At 40.5% G+C, this 21,271-nt stretch carries 13 protein-coding genes; 9 read left to right on the forward strand and 4 right to left on the reverse strand.

Annotation, left to right across the window (positions count from 1 at the left end; translation table 11 throughout):
* Positions 1-842 precede the first annotated feature (842 nt).
* From ACYVHJ_RS02450 to ACYVHJ_RS02490, 9 genes are all read left to right on the forward strand, one after another.
* A complete protein-coding gene (locus ACYVHJ_RS02450; RefSeq protein WP_460512260.1) occupies positions 843-1,373 on the forward strand; it encodes an RNA polymerase sigma factor in 531 nt (176 codons plus the stop codon).
* Positions 1,370-2,035 (forward strand): hypothetical protein, encoded by a 666-nt coding sequence (locus tag ACYVHJ_RS02455; protein ID WP_460512262.1) that lies wholly within the window; start codon positions 1,370-1,372, stop codon positions 2,033-2,035. Before ACYVHJ_RS02450 ends, ACYVHJ_RS02455 begins: the two co-directional genes overlap by 4 nt.
* Positions 2,036-2,054: 19 nt before the next feature.
* Positions 2,055-2,819, forward strand: a complete 765-nt coding sequence (locus tag ACYVHJ_RS02460) for a hypothetical protein (protein ID WP_460512264.1) — start codon at positions 2,055-2,057, stop codon at positions 2,817-2,819.
* Positions 2,820-3,546: 727 nt separating this feature from the next.
* Complete coding sequence (locus ACYVHJ_RS02465) at positions 3,547-6,792, forward strand: SusC/RagA family TonB-linked outer membrane protein (RefSeq protein WP_460512266.1); 3,246 nt, start codon at positions 3,547-3,549, stop codon at positions 6,790-6,792.
* 49 nt (positions 6,793-6,841) lie between these two features.
* Positions 6,842-8,863: a RagB/SusD family nutrient uptake outer membrane protein gene (locus tag ACYVHJ_RS02470; protein ID WP_460512268.1), complete on the forward strand. Its 2,022-nt coding sequence runs from the start codon at positions 6,842-6,844 to the stop codon at positions 8,861-8,863.
* A gap of 108 nt (positions 8,864-8,971) precedes the next feature.
* Positions 8,972-10,315 (forward strand): Gfo/Idh/MocA family protein, encoded by a 1,344-nt coding sequence (locus tag ACYVHJ_RS02475; RefSeq protein ID WP_460512270.1) that lies wholly within the window; start codon positions 8,972-8,974, stop codon positions 10,313-10,315.
* A gap of 167 nt (positions 10,316-10,482) precedes the next feature.
* A complete protein-coding gene (locus ACYVHJ_RS02480; RefSeq protein WP_460512272.1) occupies positions 10,483-11,523 on the forward strand; it encodes a DUF6807 domain-containing protein in 1,041 nt (346 codons plus the stop codon).
* Positions 11,524-11,676: 153 nt separating this feature from the next.
* Positions 11,677-12,555 (forward strand): sugar phosphate isomerase/epimerase family protein, encoded by an 879-nt coding sequence (locus ACYVHJ_RS02485; protein ID WP_460512276.1) that lies wholly within the window; start codon positions 11,677-11,679, stop codon positions 12,553-12,555.
* A gap of 107 nt (positions 12,556-12,662) precedes the next feature.
* On the forward strand, positions 12,663-13,985 hold the full coding sequence (locus ACYVHJ_RS02490) for a hypothetical protein (RefSeq protein ID WP_460512278.1): 1,323 nt from the start codon (positions 12,663-12,665) through the stop codon (positions 13,983-13,985).
* A gap of 869 nt (positions 13,986-14,854) precedes the next feature.
* Here ACYVHJ_RS02490 and ACYVHJ_RS02495 read toward each other — a convergent pair.
* Genes ACYVHJ_RS02495 through ACYVHJ_RS02510 form a run of 4 tightly spaced genes read right to left on the reverse strand, consistent with a single transcriptional unit; the run spans position 14,855 to position 20,939 of the window.
* Positions 14,855-16,315, reverse strand: a complete 1,461-nt coding sequence (locus ACYVHJ_RS02495; RefSeq protein ID WP_460512280.1) for a neutral/alkaline non-lysosomal ceramidase N-terminal domain-containing protein — start codon at positions 16,313-16,315, stop codon at positions 14,855-14,857.
* A 39-nt stretch (positions 16,316-16,354) separates the two neighbouring features.
* Complete coding sequence (locus ACYVHJ_RS02500) at positions 16,355-17,845, reverse strand: neutral/alkaline non-lysosomal ceramidase N-terminal domain-containing protein (protein ID WP_460512282.1); 1,491 nt, start codon at positions 17,843-17,845, stop codon at positions 16,355-16,357.
* Entirely contained in the window at positions 17,842-19,383 is a 1,542-nt protein-coding gene (locus ACYVHJ_RS02505; protein WP_460512284.1) for a N,N-dimethylformamidase beta subunit family domain-containing protein, read from the reverse strand. The genes ACYVHJ_RS02500 and ACYVHJ_RS02505 overlap by 4 nt, the downstream gene beginning before the upstream one ends.
* A gap of 56 nt (positions 19,384-19,439) precedes the next feature.
* Positions 19,440-20,939, reverse strand: a complete 1,500-nt coding sequence (locus ACYVHJ_RS02510; protein WP_460512286.1) for a hypothetical protein — start codon at positions 20,937-20,939, stop codon at positions 19,440-19,442.
* Positions 20,940-21,271 lie beyond the last annotated feature (332 nt).

Consider the following 21,271-nt stretch of genomic DNA (forward strand, 5'->3'; position numbering starts at 1 on the left):
AATAATGTTATGCAACGAAAATAGTTAAAAAACGCTAGAATCGAAAATAGAAATTAAATGGTCATCCATCTAAGAACATCCCTAATGTTAATTCCACCCAATAAGTGGGTGGTACAGGACTAAATTACAATAGGATTGAACCATAAACCAAAATAACTATTTGATATCATGCCCTCACTCTATGTTAGGAGTAGATTGCATCTAGTCCTTATTATCATTAGAAATCTAAATCTCGATTACTTTTAGCTACTTTAAAAAATTAGCAGAACCCTGTTCAACCCACGTCGGGGTTGAGGAATTGATGGTTATTCGCCGTCCACGAGTTTTCACCCGTAATTAATATTGTTGAAGCCCTTCAGGCTTCTTTGAATTCGTAATAATGGACCATTCGAAAGAACTAAATCGATTACATCAATTACCTCACAAATCCCAGGTCTGAAGGACCTGAACTATAATAACCGTGAGTGGCAACTCACGGAAAAGCTGTTACCTACCTTTCCCTCAATCCCGGATGGGGTTGAACAGTGATACAAAAAACAAGTTCACTTTTGCCCACAACTACAATTGATTGAATCTACTTTTCCAATTTCAAATAGTGCCGAATATTTGAGTGTAGTTGCAAACTACACTCAGTCCAGTTCAATAAATTGTACACCACTAGGAGTAGATTGCATCTACTCCTTATTATCGAAAGTCAAGTATTTCCGTAAGAGGGCATGTTAATGAACCCTCAGGGGAAAAATGTTAACTTGATTCTTCTCAGAATAATATTATAAAATATTTTACCTTCCGTTTCCAACCTTTTGCCGGGTTTTGGACTCTTTTATACATACGGACGAAAAATGAGTATACCTAAGCCAGATGCAGCACTTATTAAAAGGATCAACCAAAATGATCGAAATGCTCAATTTCAGTTGTTTGAAATGACCAAAGGCATGTTGTACTCAACTTGCTACAGAATAATCGGCGATGAGGATGAGGCTCATGACATTCTTCAAGATGTTTATGTAGAAGTTTTTCAAAACATTCGAAAACTAAAAAACCCTGAGGCCTTAATCTCATGGATGAAGACCATAGCCGTACGCAGGGCAATACACCATAGCAAAAAGAAAATCTATTTTGAACCGGTAGAAAATCAGGAAATGGAGACCACCGAAGCATTCGATTCCTGGTTTGATGCAGAAATACTGGATCAGGCCATACTAAGCCTTCCTTCTGGGGCCAAGGCTGTTTTTCTACTTACCACTGTGGAAGGCTATTCGCATAAGGAAGCAGCAAAACTGCTTAATATTACAGTGAGCACTTCAAAATCCCAGTTGCATTATGCCAAATCATTACTTAAAAGTCGAATCACTAAGCTCCTAAAGGCATGAAAACACACAATCCTAACCCAGAGCTGTGGAATAAGATTTTAGAGAGGAAAACCTTCGATAAACAGCTGGAAAAAAATAGCAGAAAACTTCCTATCATAGAGCCTAATACCGAGATCTGGGGACAGATTGAAAAAAGACTTGAGGAACCGAAAAGGCCGGTTATCTGGTATTATATAGGGGCTGCGGCCATTGCCATGCTCATACTTTTTTCCGGTATTGCTTATTTCTTTCCCGCTAAGGTGGATGAAAATAAACCTTTGCTTACAGAAAAAACAGTGTCCACTTCTCCTGAAGGTTCGGCTACAAGGAAACCTTCAAACCCACTGTCCAAGACCAGTGAAGAAATAACAATGAATGAACTCCCTCCTTCAAAGGTGGCCATTTCCTCCCCTTTGAATCGTGAGAAAATAGTACCCATAGAGGCAGAGCGAATGGTATTGAGCCCAGTCCAAATAAAAAAAGAACACACCATAGAGGAAGCAGGCATTTACCGACCAATGGCAGTCAATATAAAAACTTATCATGAAGTAAAAATCACTTGGGAAGCAGAAAAACCAAAATCAGGCGGTTCTCCTTTTGGAAGAAAAGAAAAAATACAAGTAGATGAGGCCAATTACCCGACGGCCACAATTCAGGTAAAATTCAATAAATCAAAAAACTAATATTCTAAATTCTATAGTTATGAAAAGATTACTCCAATTGTCTTTAATGGCATTGCTATGCGCAATCCAATTTGAAATCCTTGCTCAGGATGTAGAAAACCAATTGCCTAAAAACACCCAGGAATGGATGGACGAAGATTGGCCGGTCACTGATTCGCTTGCTTTTGAATTGCCCAATCAAGGGAAACTCTTGTTATTATTCAATTCCGAGGAGCACAATCCGGAGGATTTGACATTAAAATTTAAACCCATTCTAAAAAAGGCAACTGATTTCCCGGAATTTAAAACCATTACCTACAGGTTGGCTGAAGCATTCCCTCAGACCAGTCTGGACAGGGTGCTTCTCAACATTGAAAAAAATTATGTCCCTTATGTAGACCGACTAGAGTTAACCTTTCCTGTTGGGCTAGATTATACGGGAGGCTATTTCACCCCCGAAATTGGGTTTAGGAGTAAAATATCATGGAGAAGGTTTGATATTGGAGCTTCGATTACCAATTCCGTTTTTTTCCCGGAAAAGATTGAAAACAAGGTATCGGTCAATCACAATTGGTTTTTGAATGCCGAATTCAGTTGGGAACTTTTCAACCCTAAATCCAATAATAAAAACATGATAGGGATTGGCTATCTATTAAATGATGAGAAAAGCCAGCTTTTTGACCAAACAACAGTTAAAGCCTTCTACAGAAGGCAAGTCAGTCAAGTCATTTCCATACAAGTTGGGTTGGTGGGAACGAACAATTTGAACACCTTCTATCCCACCATAGGAGTTAGGTTTTGGTAAACCCACCTATTACACCCCTCCTTTAATTAATTGGAGGGGTATTATTTTTTTGCATAAAGGATGGTAAATCCGGTCCTATACGAATTGTATCCATCCTATTTTTCTGTGGAAGGGCTAAGTTCCATTTGCTAAAACAGCCTTATCCAAGGGAGATTTAATCCAAAAGAATAGCTCTTCAAAAAACGTCATTAAAAACTTTCTATTTTTAAACACTCAAACTAAACTTAGGTTTTGACTACAAAAACTCAATTTTAACTTTTTATCAACCTTTGAAAATAACCATCCAAATTAAAAATAATGCTATCGATTACACCACTTCCTTCATTCGTAATGAATATTAATTAAATGACAATAACATGAATGTAAATAAGCTCCTAACTATCAACTCAATACTATAAAATCGCGGTTAGAAAGGCTTTGGTATAAATTTTAACATATATTTTTTTTAGGAGAAAAAAATTTTTAATATGCAATATTGAAAAGTGAAATAAAAAATGGGAACCCAATGAATATTCAATCTTTTAAAGCGCAAAAAAATATAAAGATTACATATAATTTTGTTATGAGTCTTAATATTCGACGAAAACAAAATATTTAATCGTTCTTTTAAATAAATATTTAACCGTTCATCACCAAAATATTTGCCAATGAAATAGAACAAATTGCCCAAAACCCGATTTAATTAAAGGATTCCATTCGAATCAATAACAATTAACAATAATCCATTATGAAAAGAAAACTACTCATGCGACTAGTGGTGAAACCGATATCATCATTAGCGACTTTATCGTTCTGCTTGTTTTCAGGGAGCTTAATGGCTCAGCAAACAAGTTTGGACAACAACTTAAAAAATATCGATCAAAATGCTTTAGCGACTGCCTCTACTTCCAAAGTAGGCAAAACGAAAATAGCAGACTTTTTCGATGTTACGATATCAGGAACCGTATTAGACAACAATGGCCAGCCGATTCCGGGTGCCACTGTTTCTGTACCGGGAACTTCCATAGGCACCGCAACCGATCTGGACGGTAAATACACCCTAACCGTACCGGACAATTCATCCATTGTTGTTTCATTTATTGGTTTTGAAAGTCAAACCATAGAAGTAAACAATCAATCAACCATAGATGTAACCCTTACCATGAGTACCCAAGCTTTGGATGAAGTGGTAGTAATTGGTTATGGTACCCAAAAGAAGAAAGACCTTACCGGAGCTGTGATCAACGTGCAAGCCGAAGAGGTAATGAAATACAAACCTACCTCTGTTTCTGAAATTTTAAGAACAACTGTACCGGGTTTGAGTGTGGGTTATTCCACAAGCGCCAAAAATGTTCCTAGTTTCAATGTTCGTGGAGATGCTTCTATAAAAGCGGATGCGACTGATGAAGCCAATGCCAACCGTCCTCTTATCGTTTTGGATGGAGTAATCTTTAGAGGCGACCTTGCAGAAATCAACCCGAATACCATAGAAAGTGTGGATGTTTTGAAGGATGCAAGTGCGGCCGCGGTATATGGTTCTCAAGCCACCAACGGTGTGGTGATTTTCACTACCAAAAGAGGGGAATATGGCAAACCACAAATTTCCTTTAGCTCTAGAATCGGTTTGGTAACCGGAGCAAGAAGACAACAAACGCATAAAGGAGGAGATGATGTATTGAATTGGTTGACGGATATGAATGAGTCCATCACCAATACCATTACAGAGCCTTGGACCAGATTTAGGGATTATTACAGCATTGATGCCCAATACCAAGATGATTGGTTGGCAGCCAATGGTATCCCCGGAGAGACTGATCCCAATGCCATCAACCTTGCCAGGGTAAATAACTTTGGTTTCTGGGAAAATGAAATTGAAAATTACCAAAATGGAACAACTTATGACTGGCAAGACTTCTTATTCCACACTGGTGTAAGACAAGATTATGATGTAAGTGTTTCCGGAAGAAATGAAAGGGTATCTTATTATTATTCTTTGGGATATAGTAACAGAGAGTCTGTACAAATAGGTGAATCTTTTGAAACCATCACATCTCGATTGAATTTGGATGTGAACCTAGCGGAATTTTTCACCATTGGTGCCAATGCTTCCTTTACTTATCAAAACGAAGGTCAAGAACCTATAGGCAGTGGAAGTTATAGGGTATTTTCGCCTTATGACCAACCATGGAAGAATGGCATGCCTAGGACAAGAGAAAACCTAAACGATCAGGCTGCTGGTTCAAATATCAGTAACCCTTACCAAACACCATCTTGGAATACAAGAAGTTATTCCAGGTTTATGATTAACCCTACTTTGTATGCTTCGGTTAATTTACCCGGCAACTTTACATTAAGAACGGATTATACTCCTCGATTTGATGTATACAAAAGATTTGATTTGGATGAAAAAGGAAATCCTCAAAGAGCGGTAGACGCCGCCGAAAGAAGATACAATGATTACTTCTCCTGGCAATCTAACACTACTTTAAATTGGGACAAATCTTTTGGAGAACACAGGATCAACTTTACGGGTCTATATAATGCAGAAAGAAACCAAAGATGGGAAACCAGAGCAATGACAAATAATTTCTCCCCAACTGCAGCCCTTGGTTATCATGCCATGCAACTTGGTCTTAACCCAACCATGTCTTCTTATGACGAAGTAAATTCCAGAACCGGTTTGATGGGTAGGGTAAATTATGCCTACAGTGACAAATACAACTTCTCTGCTTCCATTAGAAGAGATGGCTACTCTAGATTTGGTTTGCAAAACATCTACGGTAATTTCCCTTCCTTATCAGCAGCATGGACAATAAGTAATGAAGATTTTATGCAAAACAGAACACTTAACTACTTGAAATTAAGATTAAGTTATGGTGTAAATGGAAACAGTAGTGGTTTGGAAGACTACAATGCTTATGCAAGATTAAGTAATGGTGTGTTTTTGAATTATGATGGTGGGTACATACCAACTCCATATACAGAGATTACAAGAATTGCCAACCCTATGCTTTCTTGGGAACGAACCGGTTCCTTCAACGTAGGCTTGGATTTTGGTCTCTTCAGTGATAGGTTAAGTGGTTCTTTGGACGTATATCAATCGGAAACCCGAGACCTTTTGCTGGATCAAAAGTTACCAGAATTGACCGGCTTTGGTTCGGTTAAGACAAATGTGGGTAATTTACAGAACAGAGGGTTTGATTTGGGATTAAATTCCATTAATGTATCCACTGCTAACTTTGTATGGACTTCTGCATTTAACGTTACCTATCGCGTGAACAAAATCACTACTTTAGGAAATGCGCCTACAGAGACTACTGACAGCGAAGGAAATACAGTAATGAAAGAGCCCGACGATTTGCAAAACGGATGGTTTATTGGTGAAAATAAAGACATCATTTGGGATTGGGAATTAGATGGTGTATACCAACTGGGAGAAGAAGCAGAAGCAGCGCAATATGGCCTATTTCCCGGAGACTTTAGGTTTGTAGATCAAGATGGTGATGGTGACATTGACATTGATGACAAGGTATTCCTTGGCTTAACCAACAACCCTTGGTACATTACCCTAAGAAATGACATGGAATACAAAGGCTTTGACTTAGGTGTAATATTCCTTGCCAGACTAGGCTACAAGGGTGGTACTTCTGAGCCCTTTAACAATTCTCAGCAATACATCAAAAACCACAACTGGTACGACATCCCTTACTGGACTCCATTAAACGGACAAAATGATTTTGCCAGAATCAATTCAATCAACCTTGGTGGGGGTAACAAGTGGATCAGTCAGTCCTATCTAAGGCTTCAAAATATTTCATTGGGTTATAGCCTTCCTCAAAATATCTTGGAAAAAGTAAAAGCAAACAGGGTAAGACTAGCAGTTAATATAGAAAACGTAGCAGTTTTCACGCCTTGGATCAAAGAATTGGGTGATCCTGAATCTGCCAGAGAAATGCCAAGAACTTATTCATTTAGTTTGGATGTAACGTTCTAAGACTATGCGCACTTACAGTTTTAGAAACACAAATTTTAAAAAGAAAGAAATGAAAAAGATAAATATATTCAAAGGGATAATTCTTCCTGTGTTCTTGATGTTTTCGTTCTCCTGTAACGAAGATTTCTTGGATGAGAAACCATTATCATTCCTTAGTCCTGAAAACACATTTGTGGACGCCTCAGGTTTGCAAACAGCTTTGGATGCTGCTTATCGAGGGGTCTTCTCACAATGGAATGGTGATACAAGGGAACTGATGTTCAATAGCAATATGAGTGATGCCTCAGTGGTATCTGCCACAGATAAACCGGATGCATTTGTAGATTTACGTGTATATGCTACACCTACCAACAGTAGGAACAATGATGCCGGTCGTGCAAGATCATTCTATGCAGACAATTATGATCATATCAAGAAAGCGAATACCGTAATCGATTATATCGACATTCCTGAGTGGGAAGGTGGGGCCAATGATCCTGAGAGAAATCATTTATTGGGCTCAGCGTATTTTCTTAGGGCTTTCTTCTATATGCAATTGACCATGGACTTTGGCAATGTTGCTTTTCCTTTGAATGTCGTAGCAGAAGCCAGAAGAGATTTTAAGGCCTTTAATATGCAAGGAATTTGGGATCAAATGATTGTGGATTTGGAATATGCGGTTCAGCATGTTAAGCCTAAAAGCCAATTACCTGTAGGACAAGCCCCTAAGGACGCTGTACGAATCCTGTTGGCCAAGTACTATATGCTTAATCTACGATTTGCCGATGCTGAACAATTAATGGATGATGTAATCAATGGCGGTGAATCACAACTTTTCACTGATGACATGATACCATCTGATGTTACCGAGGTAGAGGTAGCCAATACTGTAAATCCAAATACGGGGAACCCACTCCCGGGACGTAGCGGATTTGCTCCTGCAGATGCTGTCAATTACATGCATATGGACAAAGGCGCACAAAAAACCAGTAATCCTGAAGGAATCTGGTTGGTCGTCAATGAACCGTTCGTTTTGGGTACCCAAGGAAGATCTGCAAGAATCAGAGCATGGGGACCTAACTTTGTAAGTACAAACCTTGGGGTTTGGGAGCCTGGTACTACAAGAACCGGCACCGATGTGCAGCAGTCCACCAGTGATGAAAGAGGTCGTATGATGAAAAAATGGGGTAGAGGTCAAGGATTTGCCAGACCTACCAATTATTCTCAATATGACATCTGGAACTTTAAAGGACAAATTGATGAACAAGATTACCGCCACAAGGACTTGAACTGGTTTGAAATGGAGGATGTATTGTACGACAACCCTTCTCTATTAGAAGATGGTAGCGAATATTACCTTGAACCCCTTCGTCTGTATGATGACAATGGCAACTTAACTTGCCAGGATACCATCAGGTGTTGGTTTGGTTATCCGAGGTATAAATTCTACTCTGTGAACCAGGAGTCGAGACCCGATCGTCAAGATGGAGGTAAAATGGACATGTACATCATGAGAATTGCCGAGGCGTATTTGGTAAGGGCTGAAGCCCGCTTATGGCAAGACGATTTTGCCGGCGCAGCTGAAGACATCAATACCATCCGCCAAAGAGCCAATGCAATCGACATGTATACAGTAGCTGATGTTCAGACTGACGGAATTGGTGCAGTATTAGATGAAAGAAACAGGGAATTATTTGGTGAAGAATACAGACATGATGAGTTGGTTCGTATATCTGTAATTTTTGCCAAAAGTGGTAAAATGGCTTATAATGGCAAGACTTACTCTATCTCAGGTTCGGATATAGAAAAATCCATTTCAGCGGATAGTTTCTATTATGACAGAATGATGGAAAAAAACACTTTCTTCAGGGACGAAGTGCCGTGGGCTACTTATAACACCACCAAATATACTATGGACCCTATGCATGTGTACTGGCCAGTTTATCAACCATACCTTGTAGGTAATGTGGATGCAACCTTGAACCAAACTACCGGTTACAATGGTGCAGAAGACAATATTGAACCATTGGTTCATGTGGTTCAACCTGCAGGGGCTCCCAACGAGGACCCTATGAGAGCCATTGGTGAATAAAAGTTACCATTAATCAATTAATTCCTCTGATGTTATCATTACGTCAGGGGAATTTATTAATTTAAAGCGTCGATATAGTTATAAATTCAATAATTAACCAAATTCAATATGGATAAGGAATCATCAAGAAGATCCTTTATTAAGAAATCAGCCGTAGCCGGTTCGGCTGCCCTTATTGCACCTACCATTGTACCATCCAGTGTATTTGGAGCCAATGATAGAATCAATGCAGCAGTTTTAGGTTTAAATGGTCGAGGAAAAAGCCACATCCAAGGCTTTATGTCACAAAAGAATGTTAAAATCAAGACATTTTGTGATCCCGACATGAATATTCTTAAGGAACGTCAAAAAAGCTTTAAAGAAAAATACAATGCAGATGTAGTCCTTGAACAGGATTTACGTAAGGTAATGGATGACAAGGAAATTGATGTTATCAGTATTGCCTCACCTAATCACTGGCATGCACTGACTACTATTTGGGCTTGTCAAGCAGGTAAAGATGTATATGTAGAGAAACCCGGCTCTCATAATATCTGGGAAGGTAGAAAAATGGTAGAAGCAGCACATAAATACGATCGTATCGTACAACATGGGGTGCAACTTCGAAGTTCTCCTGCCGTTCAGGAAGCCATTCAACTGATCCGTGATGGCTATATCGGCAATGTTTACATGGCCAGGGGTCTCGTTTTTAGATGGAGACCTAGCATCGGTGACAAAGGATTTTCTCCCGTACCAGAGGGATTAGATTATGATTTATGGACAGGACCAGCTCCAAAAACTCCATTTACTGAAAATCTTGTGCATTACAATTGGCACTGGAATTTTGACTATGGCAATGGAGATGTTGGTAACCAAGGAATCCACGAAACAGACCTTTGCATGTGGGGATTGGATGTAGGACTACCTACAAAAATTACTTCCATGGGAGGGAAATTTTTATGGGACGATGCCAAAACCGTACCTGAAGTGTTGACATCTGTGTACAAATACCCTGATGAAAATAAAATTATTCAATTTGAAGTAAGACCATGGTGTACCAATGCTGAAGGCGGTGCTACTGTAGGAAATATTTTCTATGGTGATAAAGGTTATTTGGTCGTAGATGGCTACGATAAATATGAGACCTTCCTTGGCAAAGACAGAACACCCGGAAAGTCCGGAAGCGATGGCGGGCAATCAGGTTCAGGAATGGATCGTGGTGCCGGAGGAACAGATGGCCACTTTGCCAACTTTATCGAGGCAGTTCGTAAGCATGATGCTTCCATTCTTAATGGGCCGGTAGAAACAGCCCACCTGTCTTCAGGATTGGCTCACTTAGGAAATATAGCTTATCAATTGGACCGTGTATTAACATTCAATCCAAAATCTGAGACTTTTGTCAATGATGCGGAAGCAGATGCAATGCTCAGAAGGAATTACAGGCCAGGTTTTGAAGTTCCGGATAAGGTTTAAACCCGAAATATGCAATAGACCTTCTATTACATAATCCGGGTTAAGCAATCAATCATCAATAGATTGATTACCTAATTTTTGAAAAACCTGCCAGGAAAAATTATCCTGACAGGTTTTTCTTGTAAAGGGAATAAAAATAATATTTCAGATATAAACAAAGTTTTCAAATGAAATACATAGCATTAGTAATAATAATGGCGATGAGCAGCAATTTTCTTAGCTTCGGTCAACAAGACAAAGAACCCATTGAAATCGAAGTAAATGAATCAGAGAAGAAAGTAGATGTAATGGTGGACGGGGAGCTTTTCACCTCATATATCTACCCTGATAATGTGATGAAACCCGTTCTTTGGCCGGTAATTTCTCCGGACGGAAACATGCTGACTAGAAGTTACCCGATGATCAATAAAGAAGGGGACAGAACCGATCACCCTCACCACGTAGGTATCTGGTTAAATTATGGAGATGTAAACGGACTTGATTTCTGGAACAATTCAGAAGCAATTCCTGCTTCGAAAAAAGATGGCTATGGTGCTATAGCCCATCAGTCCGTCAAAAAAGCAAAAGGCGGAAATGGAAAAGCAACTCTTGTCACCAATTCATTATGGAACGCACCGGACAACACTTCTTTGCTGGAAGAAAAAACCACTTTTACCTTCACAGCAGGTCAGGATATCCGAATCATCGACCGTACCACAACGCTAAAAGCACTGGTAGACGAGGTGAAATTCACGGATAATAAAGAAGGTATGTTTGCCATTAGAGTGGCCAGAGAGCTTGAATTGCCATCAGAAAAACCTACTACCCTTATGGATTCCCATGGAGTTGCCACCAAGGTAGACAAAATGGACAATACTTACGTGAAAGGAGACTATAAAAGCGCTGAAGGTATTACCGGAGGAGACGTTTGGGGAACCCGAGCAAGGTGGATGGAATTATCCAGTGAAGTCAAAGGCGAAGATGTTTCACTTATCATCATCGACCATCCTAAAAATCCGGGTTATCCTACTTACTGGCATGCCAGAGACTATGGTTTGTTTTCAGCCAATACCCTCGGTCAAAAAGCCCTTTCAGGTGGCAAAGATGAATTGAACTACTCTCTGAAAAAAGGAGAAAAAGCCACTTTCAAATACCGTTTGGTAGTTACTTCAGGACACCTTAGCGAAAGTGAAATCAATGCTTTAGCGGACGAGTACGCTAAAAAATAAATTTGCCTAAATAAATACTAACAGGTACCTCTCCCCTTCACAATCTTTATGGGGAGAGGAAATTTACCTACCTTCAATAACCTTAATTTTAGTCTTTGGTGTTAGTGTCTTACCCTAAGCTAAAATTCGATTTCAACCCGAAAAATAATCAAAATGGACAATAACCAATCAAGGCGTAGCTTTATTCAAAAAAGCCTTGCTGCAGGTGTAGGACTTTCCTTTTTAGAACCAGCTGCAGTATTCGCCAAAAGACCCAAAATGAATCTTGGTCTGGTAACCTATCAATGGGGGAAAGACTGGGACCTTCCTACCCTACTGGCCAATTGTGAAGAGGCCGGTTTATTAGGAGTGGAATTGCGTACCGAACATGCACATGGCGTAGAAACAAGTCTTTCTGCGCAAGAGAGAAAAGAAGTGAAAAAGCGCTTCAAAGACAGTCCTGTAAAATGTTTGGGCTATGGATCAAACTATGCCTACCACTATACCGATCAAGCGAAGGTTCGTAAAAACATTGAGGGCACAAAGAAATACCTTCAACTTTGTAAAGACATCGGTGCCAGCGGAATCAAGGTGAAACCCAATGGACTGCCGGCAGAAGTATCCAAAGAGAAAACCATTGCTCAAATTGCCCAATCCCTTAATGAAGTAGGAAAGACGGCCAGCGATCTGGGACAATTGGTTCGGGTGGAAGTTCATGGAAAATTAACCCAACAGTTGCCCAATATGAAAGCAATATTTGATCAGGTAACTGAAAAAAGTGTGAAAGTTTGCTGGAATTCCAATGACCAGGATTTAATGGCCCCGGGATTAGAAGCCAACTTCAACTCTGTTAAAAAATGGTTTGGTGATACCGTTCATATACGCGAGCTAAATGAGGGAAATTATCCTTATCAAGAATTGATGAAGTTATTTACAGATATGAATTACAAAGGATGGATTCTTTTGGAGGCACGCACATCCCCTGCCGATAGGGTTGCCGCCATGAAAGAACAACTTGAAATATTCAATACCATGCTGGCCAATGCCAAGTAATAAATAATGCGAAACTCTGAAAGGTTTGTAGGTTAGAAGGTTAACATTTTTTGTTTATATTTAAGAGACAATAAACTGTTTCCCCAAAACAACTCCCCATTCATTTTATGAGTTATTTAATCAATATCCTAAAGAATATAGAAGGATCCTTTTTTTCAGAAAAAGGCCTTTTGTATTCTTTTTTTATTGCCTTTTACCTGGCGTCTTATTTACCTAGCCCGGCTCAATCAGACCCTTTTAATTTGAGCATTGAACAGCTAACCAGAGGCAAAAAGCATCATTTTTTTGGGTACATAGGCCAATGTCAAACCATCCCCTGGAATGAGTCAGGAAGGTATATTTTAGGGCTTGAGATTGAAACCATAGACCGGATGCCTCTTCCCGAAGAATCGGCTACTGTATTTCTTATCGACACTCAAAACAGTAACAAACTCATCCGACTGGACAAATCCAACGCCTGGAATCCACAACAGGGTACCATGTTTTATTGGAACCCTTTAGCACCCGAGACTCAGTTTTTCTTTAATGACCGCGACCTTACTACCGGAAAAGTATTTACAGTGCTGTATGATATCAATCAAAGGAAACGGATCAAAGAATACCGTTATGAAGACAACCCTATCGGAAATGGCGGGGTAGCAGCAGATGGCTCAGCTTGGCTCGGCTTGAATTATGGACGCTTGGCAAGACTTAGGCTTGTGACCGGCTATCCCGAAGCTTTGGATTGGTCCAAAGACGAATTGGCCCCGGAGAATGATGGGATATTTCTTGTGGATGTAAAAACCGGAAATAAGAAACTGTTGGTTTCCTACCGTCAAATGGAGAATAAAATAAAAGAAACCAATCCTAAACTTGACCATAGCGGCTTATTTATTAACCATACGCTATGGAATCGAGATGCCAATCGGATTTACTTTTTTATCAGGGCCGGATGGAGTGGCAATGGTAAAGAAAGAATCAATGTACCGGCCTCCATTCATGCAGATGGTACAGGGCTTCAACTCCATGAAACCCATATAGGTGGTCATCCGGAATGGGATCTGGGCAATGTATTAATAGGCATCAAATACAATGATGGGAAAGGCCCGGACGAGCAAATTCTTTACAATGTTGACATCAAGGAAATCATAGGTAGCTTAGGAACTCCGGAAATGTTTCCCAAACCGGAGGGTGACATATCCCTTTCACCAAATGGTGATCTATTCGTCAATGGTTACAGTAAAGACAATAAAAACTACTATGCCGTATACCGCAGAGGCGATGGTGCCTTTGCCCGAAGTGAAGGAATCGACAAAGGACTTTACAGTGGTGATATTCGTATAGACCCTGCTCCACGTTGGAATCGAACCAGTGATGCCATTTTAGTACCCGGAATTGACAAAAATGGCACCCGACAAATGTTTTTAATTCGGCTAAAGGAGAAGAAGTGATACCTATCATAAAAAAAATTCTCATAAATCAATCTTTAATAAATTCAAAAATCCCATATCTAATAAAATCTTCTTCAAAATCCGGGTTTAACAATTTTAGACAATCCTTTTGCAACTACCAATTTATCTGCACAGTAACCGGTTCCTGGGGAAAGAAGCAGTAGGTATGACGGATACGTTAACCTATGGCTTCGGCTCCGCTCAGCCGCCGGCAGTTTGGACTTCGTTCCACCACCGGAAAGAGTTACTGAAATAACAGCCTAAATCGATTTATCTTCAATTGAATATGCTCATAAAATCCCCTGCCCCCTTAATAGAAAGGGGGAGTTGGATGCTTCTAAATTTACTTTTGTAGTAAACTATTTCGCTTTCTCAGCGCAATAAATAAAAATCCAACTATGAATTCTAATTTTTGAAGTCCCGCTGCCGCCAAGGAGAGAACAGACCTGAAAGATCTGAACAATAATAACTGTGGGTGGCAACCTACGGGAAGGAGAAATGACCCTACTCTCAACACTGAAGGTGTTGAACATACCGTTTCGAGGACTCACCCAAACCTTTCTATCACTAGAAATTAGCCTGTACTTTTGCAACTACAAATTATAACTATTAATTTATCTACTCAGCAACCGGTTCCTGAGTGGAGCTGAAGGAGTAGGTATTATGGACACGTTAACCTATGGCTTCGGCTCCGCTCAGCCGCCGGATTCTGGACTTCGTTCCACCACCGGAAAGAATTACTGAATTAACAGCCTAAATCGATTTATCTTCAATTGAATATGCTCATAAAATCCCCTGCCCCCTTAATAGAAAGGGGGAGTTGGATGCTTCTGAATTAACTGCATTTAGATTGGTTTTTTGCGAAAGCTTCAGGAATGCCCTTTTTTGGTATCATTTACCACTTTATGCACACTTGCAGCAATCTTGTCTTCTACATCTCCTCGCCATCTCCAAGCCGGGTGACCATACTCATCCAAGTGTGGACCTCCTTCATATCCACCCTCTTCCCAAACACGTCGGGAAGGTATATACGCTGCCATATAATTGGCATAGCCACAAACCCAGGTTTTCTGAGGAAATTCCTTTTTAAACCTGAGAGAATAATCTACCACTGCCTCACCTCCAATACCAATCAACAAAAGTTCATCACCCATCTGCCAAGCTTGGGTTGGATAAGGGTAGCTAGTATCGAATATTTCTCCATTCTCAATCTTTGCTATCATTCGTTTTGCCCACCGGGCATGAAGTGGGCTCCTTCCATTGGCTATTGGCTCTAATTTTTCTAAGGTAACCAGTTCCTCAAAAGCCAGGTCCACATAATTGAAGGATGTTTTCAGGTTAGAAGAAATTTTTTCCATTGGTTTATTCAATGCTTCCTCAACGGAAGTGGAAAGCATCTTCCCATATTTTTCACACAGTGCCAACTCTCTTCTTGGCAAAGGATTCTGATCTCCTCCACAGGTATTGAAAAACATGGCTGCGGTGCCCGGAAATTTACTTTCCAAGTCAACCTGCGCAAAGCCGGGGTAGTCTCCACACCAAGTGTTGAAATCTAGTGTCGTCGGATGACAGGCATAACCGAAAAGCAGGGCTAAATAGTGACCTCCGGCACCTTTGGCAGCCAGAACAGGTACCTCATGATCCACCACTCCTTTTAAAGGTATTCCTTTGGCCAATAAGCCAGGTACTTCCGATTCCTTATTGTCTCTTCTGTTCACGGCAAAGGTGCAATTCCCTCCCCCGGCATATAATTCACAATCCTGCCAGTTATGAAGTGCTTCATCAATGGCAGCAATTAGCGCCTCTTCCATCCATAAAGTATATTCTTTTACCGCTTGCTGCTGTTGTTCATCACTTGGGTAATAATCCACTAAATCATCCTCTAAGCAGGGGGCACAATGATTGTGTGAAAAGGTCAACATAAATTGAGAGCGTTCCAATTGAAATTGTTCCGCAGTTTTATTAAATATCCGTTCATAAACGGTCTTAGACATGCCCATATGATCAGTGGTTACCATCACCACTCTTTTGCCGGAAGCATCTTTCAAGGCAATTACCTTAGCCCATAAATCATGGATTTTTCCGTAGGCCACCCTTTTTCTACCATAACCTGCAAGCCAGACCTCATTTTGAGGTGTTATCAGTGCCTTGGCTATGCCAATTTGCCATTGGTATCCAACAGCTTTAGACAAGCCATTGTCAGCCCCCTGTTCAAGTAATGCTTCTCTATGCATTGACAAGACAGGTGATGACAATAAACCCAAAGTCCCTGTCGCTATTCTTCCAATAAACTTTCGCCTGTCGGGTATTAATTTGCTTTTATTTTGCATAGAAAACGCCTTTCATTTGGTCTTTTAGCCTGATAAGTATTATTGATGCTGGTGAATTTCCTGCAGCAATGCAATAGCAGTATCTGCCAGCAACTCTCCTCCCCCCGGAGCCAATCTTGAATTAATGGTCTCGTACCCTCCTCGGGAAATTGCCTCCTCTGTAGGCACATAAGCAATATGACTATGGGTCAATTCTACCACTATTGTGTGTTTATATGGGGAATTCTCCTTGATTGCCAAGCCTAAATCTACAAATACCTCTCCGGGAAGCCCTACGATAGCAATATCCTTACTCATTTGAAAAACCTGTATTTCCAATGGAATCTTCCAACCTTGATCTCCAATGGTCGGTGACACGGCTTCTGTTCGTCTCATTCTTTCAAGCGACCTGATTTTTAGTTTTCTTCTTCTTTCTAAAAATGCTTTTTCCACATACAAAGGCGAGGTACCTGTATCTTGAATGGCCCATTCCAGTTCCTCCATGGAGTAGTTTTGTATGGGAGCATAAATCACCCTGGACAAGGCCTTTAGGTCAGTTCCATTAACTTTTTCAAAGTTGTTCGCACTTTGTACAATGGTTGATGAAAGGATTTCACCAATTTCTGAGGAGGTTTTTATCGTTTCTCTAGTTCCCGTGACATCTATATGGTTGATATTGCCACAGGCACCTGCGGCAAAAAGCGAAACAAAATCTTTATGAAAATGCCCTTGCAAATTACCGGCTAAAAAGCCCGGGTAATCTGCACTAAATGCGGTTCCACCAAAGGTATCGGCATGCAAAGAAAAATTTGACACACTTCCAATGGGGTATTTACTCTTCTTCCTTTTAATCATCAGCACCGCCAATTCCTTATCTGTAGGACCTTCTGCTTCCCTAATCAATGGATTACCTATTCCTGCATTGGTAATTACCTTTCCATCTTTCATGATAAAACGCCTATTGAAGGCCAAATCATCCACTTCTTCACTAAGGACTTCTAAGGCCACCTCTTCTTTTTCCTCAAAGGCTTTTACAACAGCCTTTGCAATGCCATCTTCAAGTTGTTGCGGATAACTGTCATCTTCGCCAGTGTTTTCTTTCTGATCGAATGGCGGCCTCAATGTTCCGGTTAATTCCCTAATATTGGGATGGTATGCCGGAGAGGTATGGGAATGCGTCCCTGCAATAATGATATTTTGGAAGGGTATTCCTGTTTGTTCTTCTATTCTTACTCTGGCATTTACTGATAAGTCCCTTTCAACCCACAACAAATCCCCTACTACTAGCGCTACCTTTTCATTGCCTTGCTGAAAAACGACTGCTTTCGCAAATAAGGGGTCGTGAGTACCTGTACTTGGCCCGCGGTAATGGGGATACCCCTCTTCATCTGGTGTGATTTCAATTTGCACCATCCCTGCTTTCAAAGCCGATTGGCGGGCAATTACTTCTGGTGCACGTGTTAATCCTAAAAGAATTATTCCGGCAAATATGCCAAACCTTACCAAAGGATTAATCCGAATATAATTTTTATCGCCTAGCTTTGCTGTCATAATTGAGGGATTATGGCTTTTTCTAAGAGATTATGGGTGATTTTTTGCACCCTTGGATCTGGTCCGTGGGGCCTGCTGTAATGAGACCAGGGCAAGGTATGTCCGGGAGGGCTACTCAATCCCATGGCCCAGAAGATGGTTGCTGCACTGAAAATAAAATTACCTTTTGGCCCCGGATAAATGACCGACTGGAATGGACAAGGGTTATCACCTCCTTGCCAGGCAGTTCCTTCAGCAACTATCTCTAGTCCCTCAATATCAGCCGCATCCCCCTGATACTCCCAACCAACAAGTCCGGGTATGCTGTCTCCTTTTTTCATTCCAGTACCTTTGAAGATCCAATGTTCCGGCTTTTTTACAGTCCAGTCTCCTCCACCATTGATAGGTTCTGTATTTCTTACGCCCATCAACATTCCTTCATCAGGTCCTCTTTCAGGAAAGGGGCCATGTAATTTTTCTCTCAAAACTGCATAATCATTATTGGCACCATAAGGTCCTCCTCTAAATATCCTACGATTAGGCTGACCTGCTTCGCTTGCCGTGTAAGGAGTCACCCAACAAATCGAGTTTCCGGAAAAAAACAAGAGATTCACCCCTTGTTCTTTAAGTTTTTCCACGCTTCTAAATTGCCGGATGTCCCAGTATTCATCATGGCCAATGCTTAAAAATGCCTTGGCTTTTAATCCTCTGTCAGGTGTCAATAAATCAACATTGGAACAATAACTCACATCATAACCATGCTGTTCTAAAAAATAGGAAAATGGCATTTCAAAGGAAATAAATTCTCCGGATCCAAAAGACAATGGGTCATTTACTATGGCTTCATATTGCCCTTGTCGAGCATAGGGTCGGTCAAAACTAACTTTTGCCCATGGCCCTTGTGTGCCTTTCGGGTGGGTATAAATGGAATAATTATTCGGCCATTTGTTATAAGCTTGCCAGGTATTGTCTGAGCATTGAAACAATAGGTCTGTCTCTCGCTCATCCTTTACAATAAAGATAATATAACTCTCCCAATAAGGTTCACGAGGACTTTTAGGTAAAGTGCGTAACTTTCCCAAATACACCCCACTCAGCCAATCCTCTGGAATCGTTAAAGTAGTGGAAACCTCCCATTTACATTCATGAATATTCATTTCACCGGGTTCGGGAGTAACCTGTCGCTTACCTTTAAGAGGGCCTGTCTTTTTCACCCATCTGCCTCCGGTACCATTGTAATAGCCGGTACGGTAAAAATCAATCTGGAAATCCTCTTCCGGATCAACTGACACCATGATGTCCAAACTTTCTCCCGCCATTATACTTTGTCTGGAGCAATACCCTTCAATAAGTGCAGAACGGTATTGTTTTTCGTCGGGCCTTACTCTGGTCAACTGCCAGGAAGTGGTGCCTTCCTTTTTATTTTCTTCCAGTATAAGGTTTTTCTTTTTATTAGCAGGCTTGGAAAAAGCGGGTGTTGTACCTAAAGCCAAAGCAAGTCCACTGCCGGCACTTAATTTTATCGCCTCCCTTCTGCTGAGTTTATTTTCCTTCGCCATTTTTAGAAATTGATGGTTTATTTTGTATACCAATCTTCATAAAAAACTTCAGGTGGTTACCTGGAAGTAACCGAAGAGGATTTTAACTTGTCTAATAGACCCAATAAATTCGATGTTATTACATTTGAAGCATTTACCTCCAAATAACTGGACCGGGCCCTCCAAGTCTCATATCCTCCCCATTCATGGTGTTGAGGGGTAGGCAAATAACCATTGTATCCATTGGCCAGGGAAACACTAAAGGTTTGTTTAAATGGACTTTTGGCTTTTATTTCCAAACCTATTTCCACAAAAACCTCGCATGGAACAGCAGTTATCGCCAAATCTCCAATTTGAAGTGCTTGAAGAATCAGTTGCTTTTGATCCGGAAAGTCATTTAGAAAAATAGTTTCTCTTGCATAAAGCTCATCTCTTTTAAGAAGAAGGGGGCCTTCTGCTTCAGCTACGATTTTTTTCGCCCTTTCCAGTTCAGCTGCATCCGGTTTTCTTACACCTAGTATGACCTCTGTTTGTGCACTGGCCAATGGAACCCAATCATGATATGTTATGCTTTGGTATACTTTGAAAGCCTCTGCCGCTACTTTATTTGCAACGATTGCCATTTTCTCATATTTTTCCATGGGCTTCGGTACTGGGCCCCCAAAGTTTATATTATTGATATCTCCACTGGTTCCATTGGTCATAATCCCAACAAATTCAGGGTTTTGGCGATCTGCACCTATCATTTCTCCAATTCGATTGGCAAACATCCCAAAATAATCAGCAGAAATATCTCCACTTTTTGTGCCACCAACATAGTGCAAGGAATAGTTAGCAAGTAGGGCAATGGGCTCACCACTTAATGATTGAACAGCAATAATAGGCACTTCAGGATCAATTGGACCTGCAGGCCCTGAAAGATCCGGATTTTCAAAACCAGGATTCATTCTTACTTTATCTTCTCCCCCAAAAGGATTGGTAAAAGTTTTGCCTTCTTTTAATTTCCATCGTCGGTTAAACACCTCAGTCGGTTCGCTTCCTACACCCCAACCAATTTTGGCCGGTTCCAGGTTATTATTGGCCCTAATGATAGCATCAGCAGCCCGTTCTTCCAAAAAGGCCAAATAGTCCGGATCGGGTGTACTGCCAAACACCGCACAAGCAGTACCTCCGGAATGGGTATGAATGGCCGAAATCATCATGTTTTCAACTGGAATGCCGGTGTATTGTTCGGCTCTTTTTTTGGCATTGTCCACGGTTTCTCTATAAACCATACAAAGGTCCAAGGTAACCATCGCTATTTTCGTTTCTCCATCATCCAAAACCAACCCCCTGGCATGGGTATCGTCATGAATATGCTGGGCAAAACCTTCTTGAAAATTTCCATTAATCGAAGTGCCGATTTTAGGTGTAATTACACTTAGTGCTGCTCCTGCTTTAAAAATTTTTTCTGAGTTTTGGTCCTGAGCGGTAAGGTTCCCTAGCCCTGCAATGACAAGAACTAAGGTGAGGAGTAAGTACAGGTAAGTTTCAGACTTTGACTTCAAATCCCAATCGGCAAGGTTCTTTATAATCATGTTTTTGGATGTTTGCGGTTTCGTGCAATTTATAATGTTAAAGGATAAAGCATTATTTACCTAAAATAAACAGATTTAGGTAAAAAAGTGAATTCTTTTACTTTTTAGGCTTCAATATTATATTAAGGCAAGGTTTACGGGATAGTCAGTAAAATTGAATGGCTATGGATAGGGTTTGCCTTATTTTATTCAAATAAAAACAAGTAATACACCTTCAATTAACCGTATATTTCAAGTAAAAACCCTCAAGTTTCTTCTTGTTTTCAGGCTGACCAAATAATAAGATTTGAACTAATACAACTAAAGATTCAATCGATCTGGTATTTGGTCAT

It is taken from the genome of Cyclobacterium sediminis (assembly GCF_054781075.1).

Coding starts and splice junctions, on each gene's coding strand:
- ACYVHJ_RS02450 (WP_460512260.1), top strand. CDS start 843: ATGAGTATACCTAAGCCAGATGCAGCACTTATTAAAAGGATCAACCAA.
- ACYVHJ_RS02455 (WP_460512262.1), top strand. CDS start 1,370: ATGAAAACACACAATCCTAACCCAGAGCTGTGGAATAAGATTTTAGAG.
- ACYVHJ_RS02460 (WP_460512264.1), top strand. CDS start 2,055: ATGAAAAGATTACTCCAATTGTCTTTAATGGCATTGCTATGCGCAATC.
- ACYVHJ_RS02465 (WP_460512266.1), top strand. CDS start 3,547: ATGAAAAGAAAACTACTCATGCGACTAGTGGTGAAACCGATATCATCA.
- ACYVHJ_RS02470 (WP_460512268.1), top strand. CDS start 6,842: ATGAAAAAGATAAATATATTCAAAGGGATAATTCTTCCTGTGTTCTTG.
- ACYVHJ_RS02475 (WP_460512270.1), top strand. CDS start 8,972: ATGGATAAGGAATCATCAAGAAGATCCTTTATTAAGAAATCAGCCGTA.
- ACYVHJ_RS02480 (WP_460512272.1), top strand. CDS start 10,483: ATGAAATACATAGCATTAGTAATAATAATGGCGATGAGCAGCAATTTT.
- ACYVHJ_RS02485 (WP_460512276.1), top strand. CDS start 11,677: ATGGACAATAACCAATCAAGGCGTAGCTTTATTCAAAAAAGCCTTGCT.
- ACYVHJ_RS02490 (WP_460512278.1), top strand. CDS start 12,663: ATGAGTTATTTAATCAATATCCTAAAGAATATAGAAGGATCCTTTTTT.
- ACYVHJ_RS02495 (WP_460512280.1), bottom strand. CDS start 16,315: ATGCAAAATAAAAGCAAATTAATACCCGACAGGCGAAAGTTTATTGGA.
- ACYVHJ_RS02500 (WP_460512282.1), bottom strand. CDS start 17,845: ATGACAGCAAAGCTAGGCGATAAAAATTATATTCGGATTAATCCTTTG.
- ACYVHJ_RS02505 (WP_460512284.1), bottom strand. CDS start 19,383: ATGGCGAAGGAAAATAAACTCAGCAGAAGGGAGGCGATAAAATTAAGT.
- ACYVHJ_RS02510 (WP_460512286.1), bottom strand. CDS start 20,939: ATGATTATAAAGAACCTTGCCGATTGGGATTTGAAGTCAAAGTCTGAA.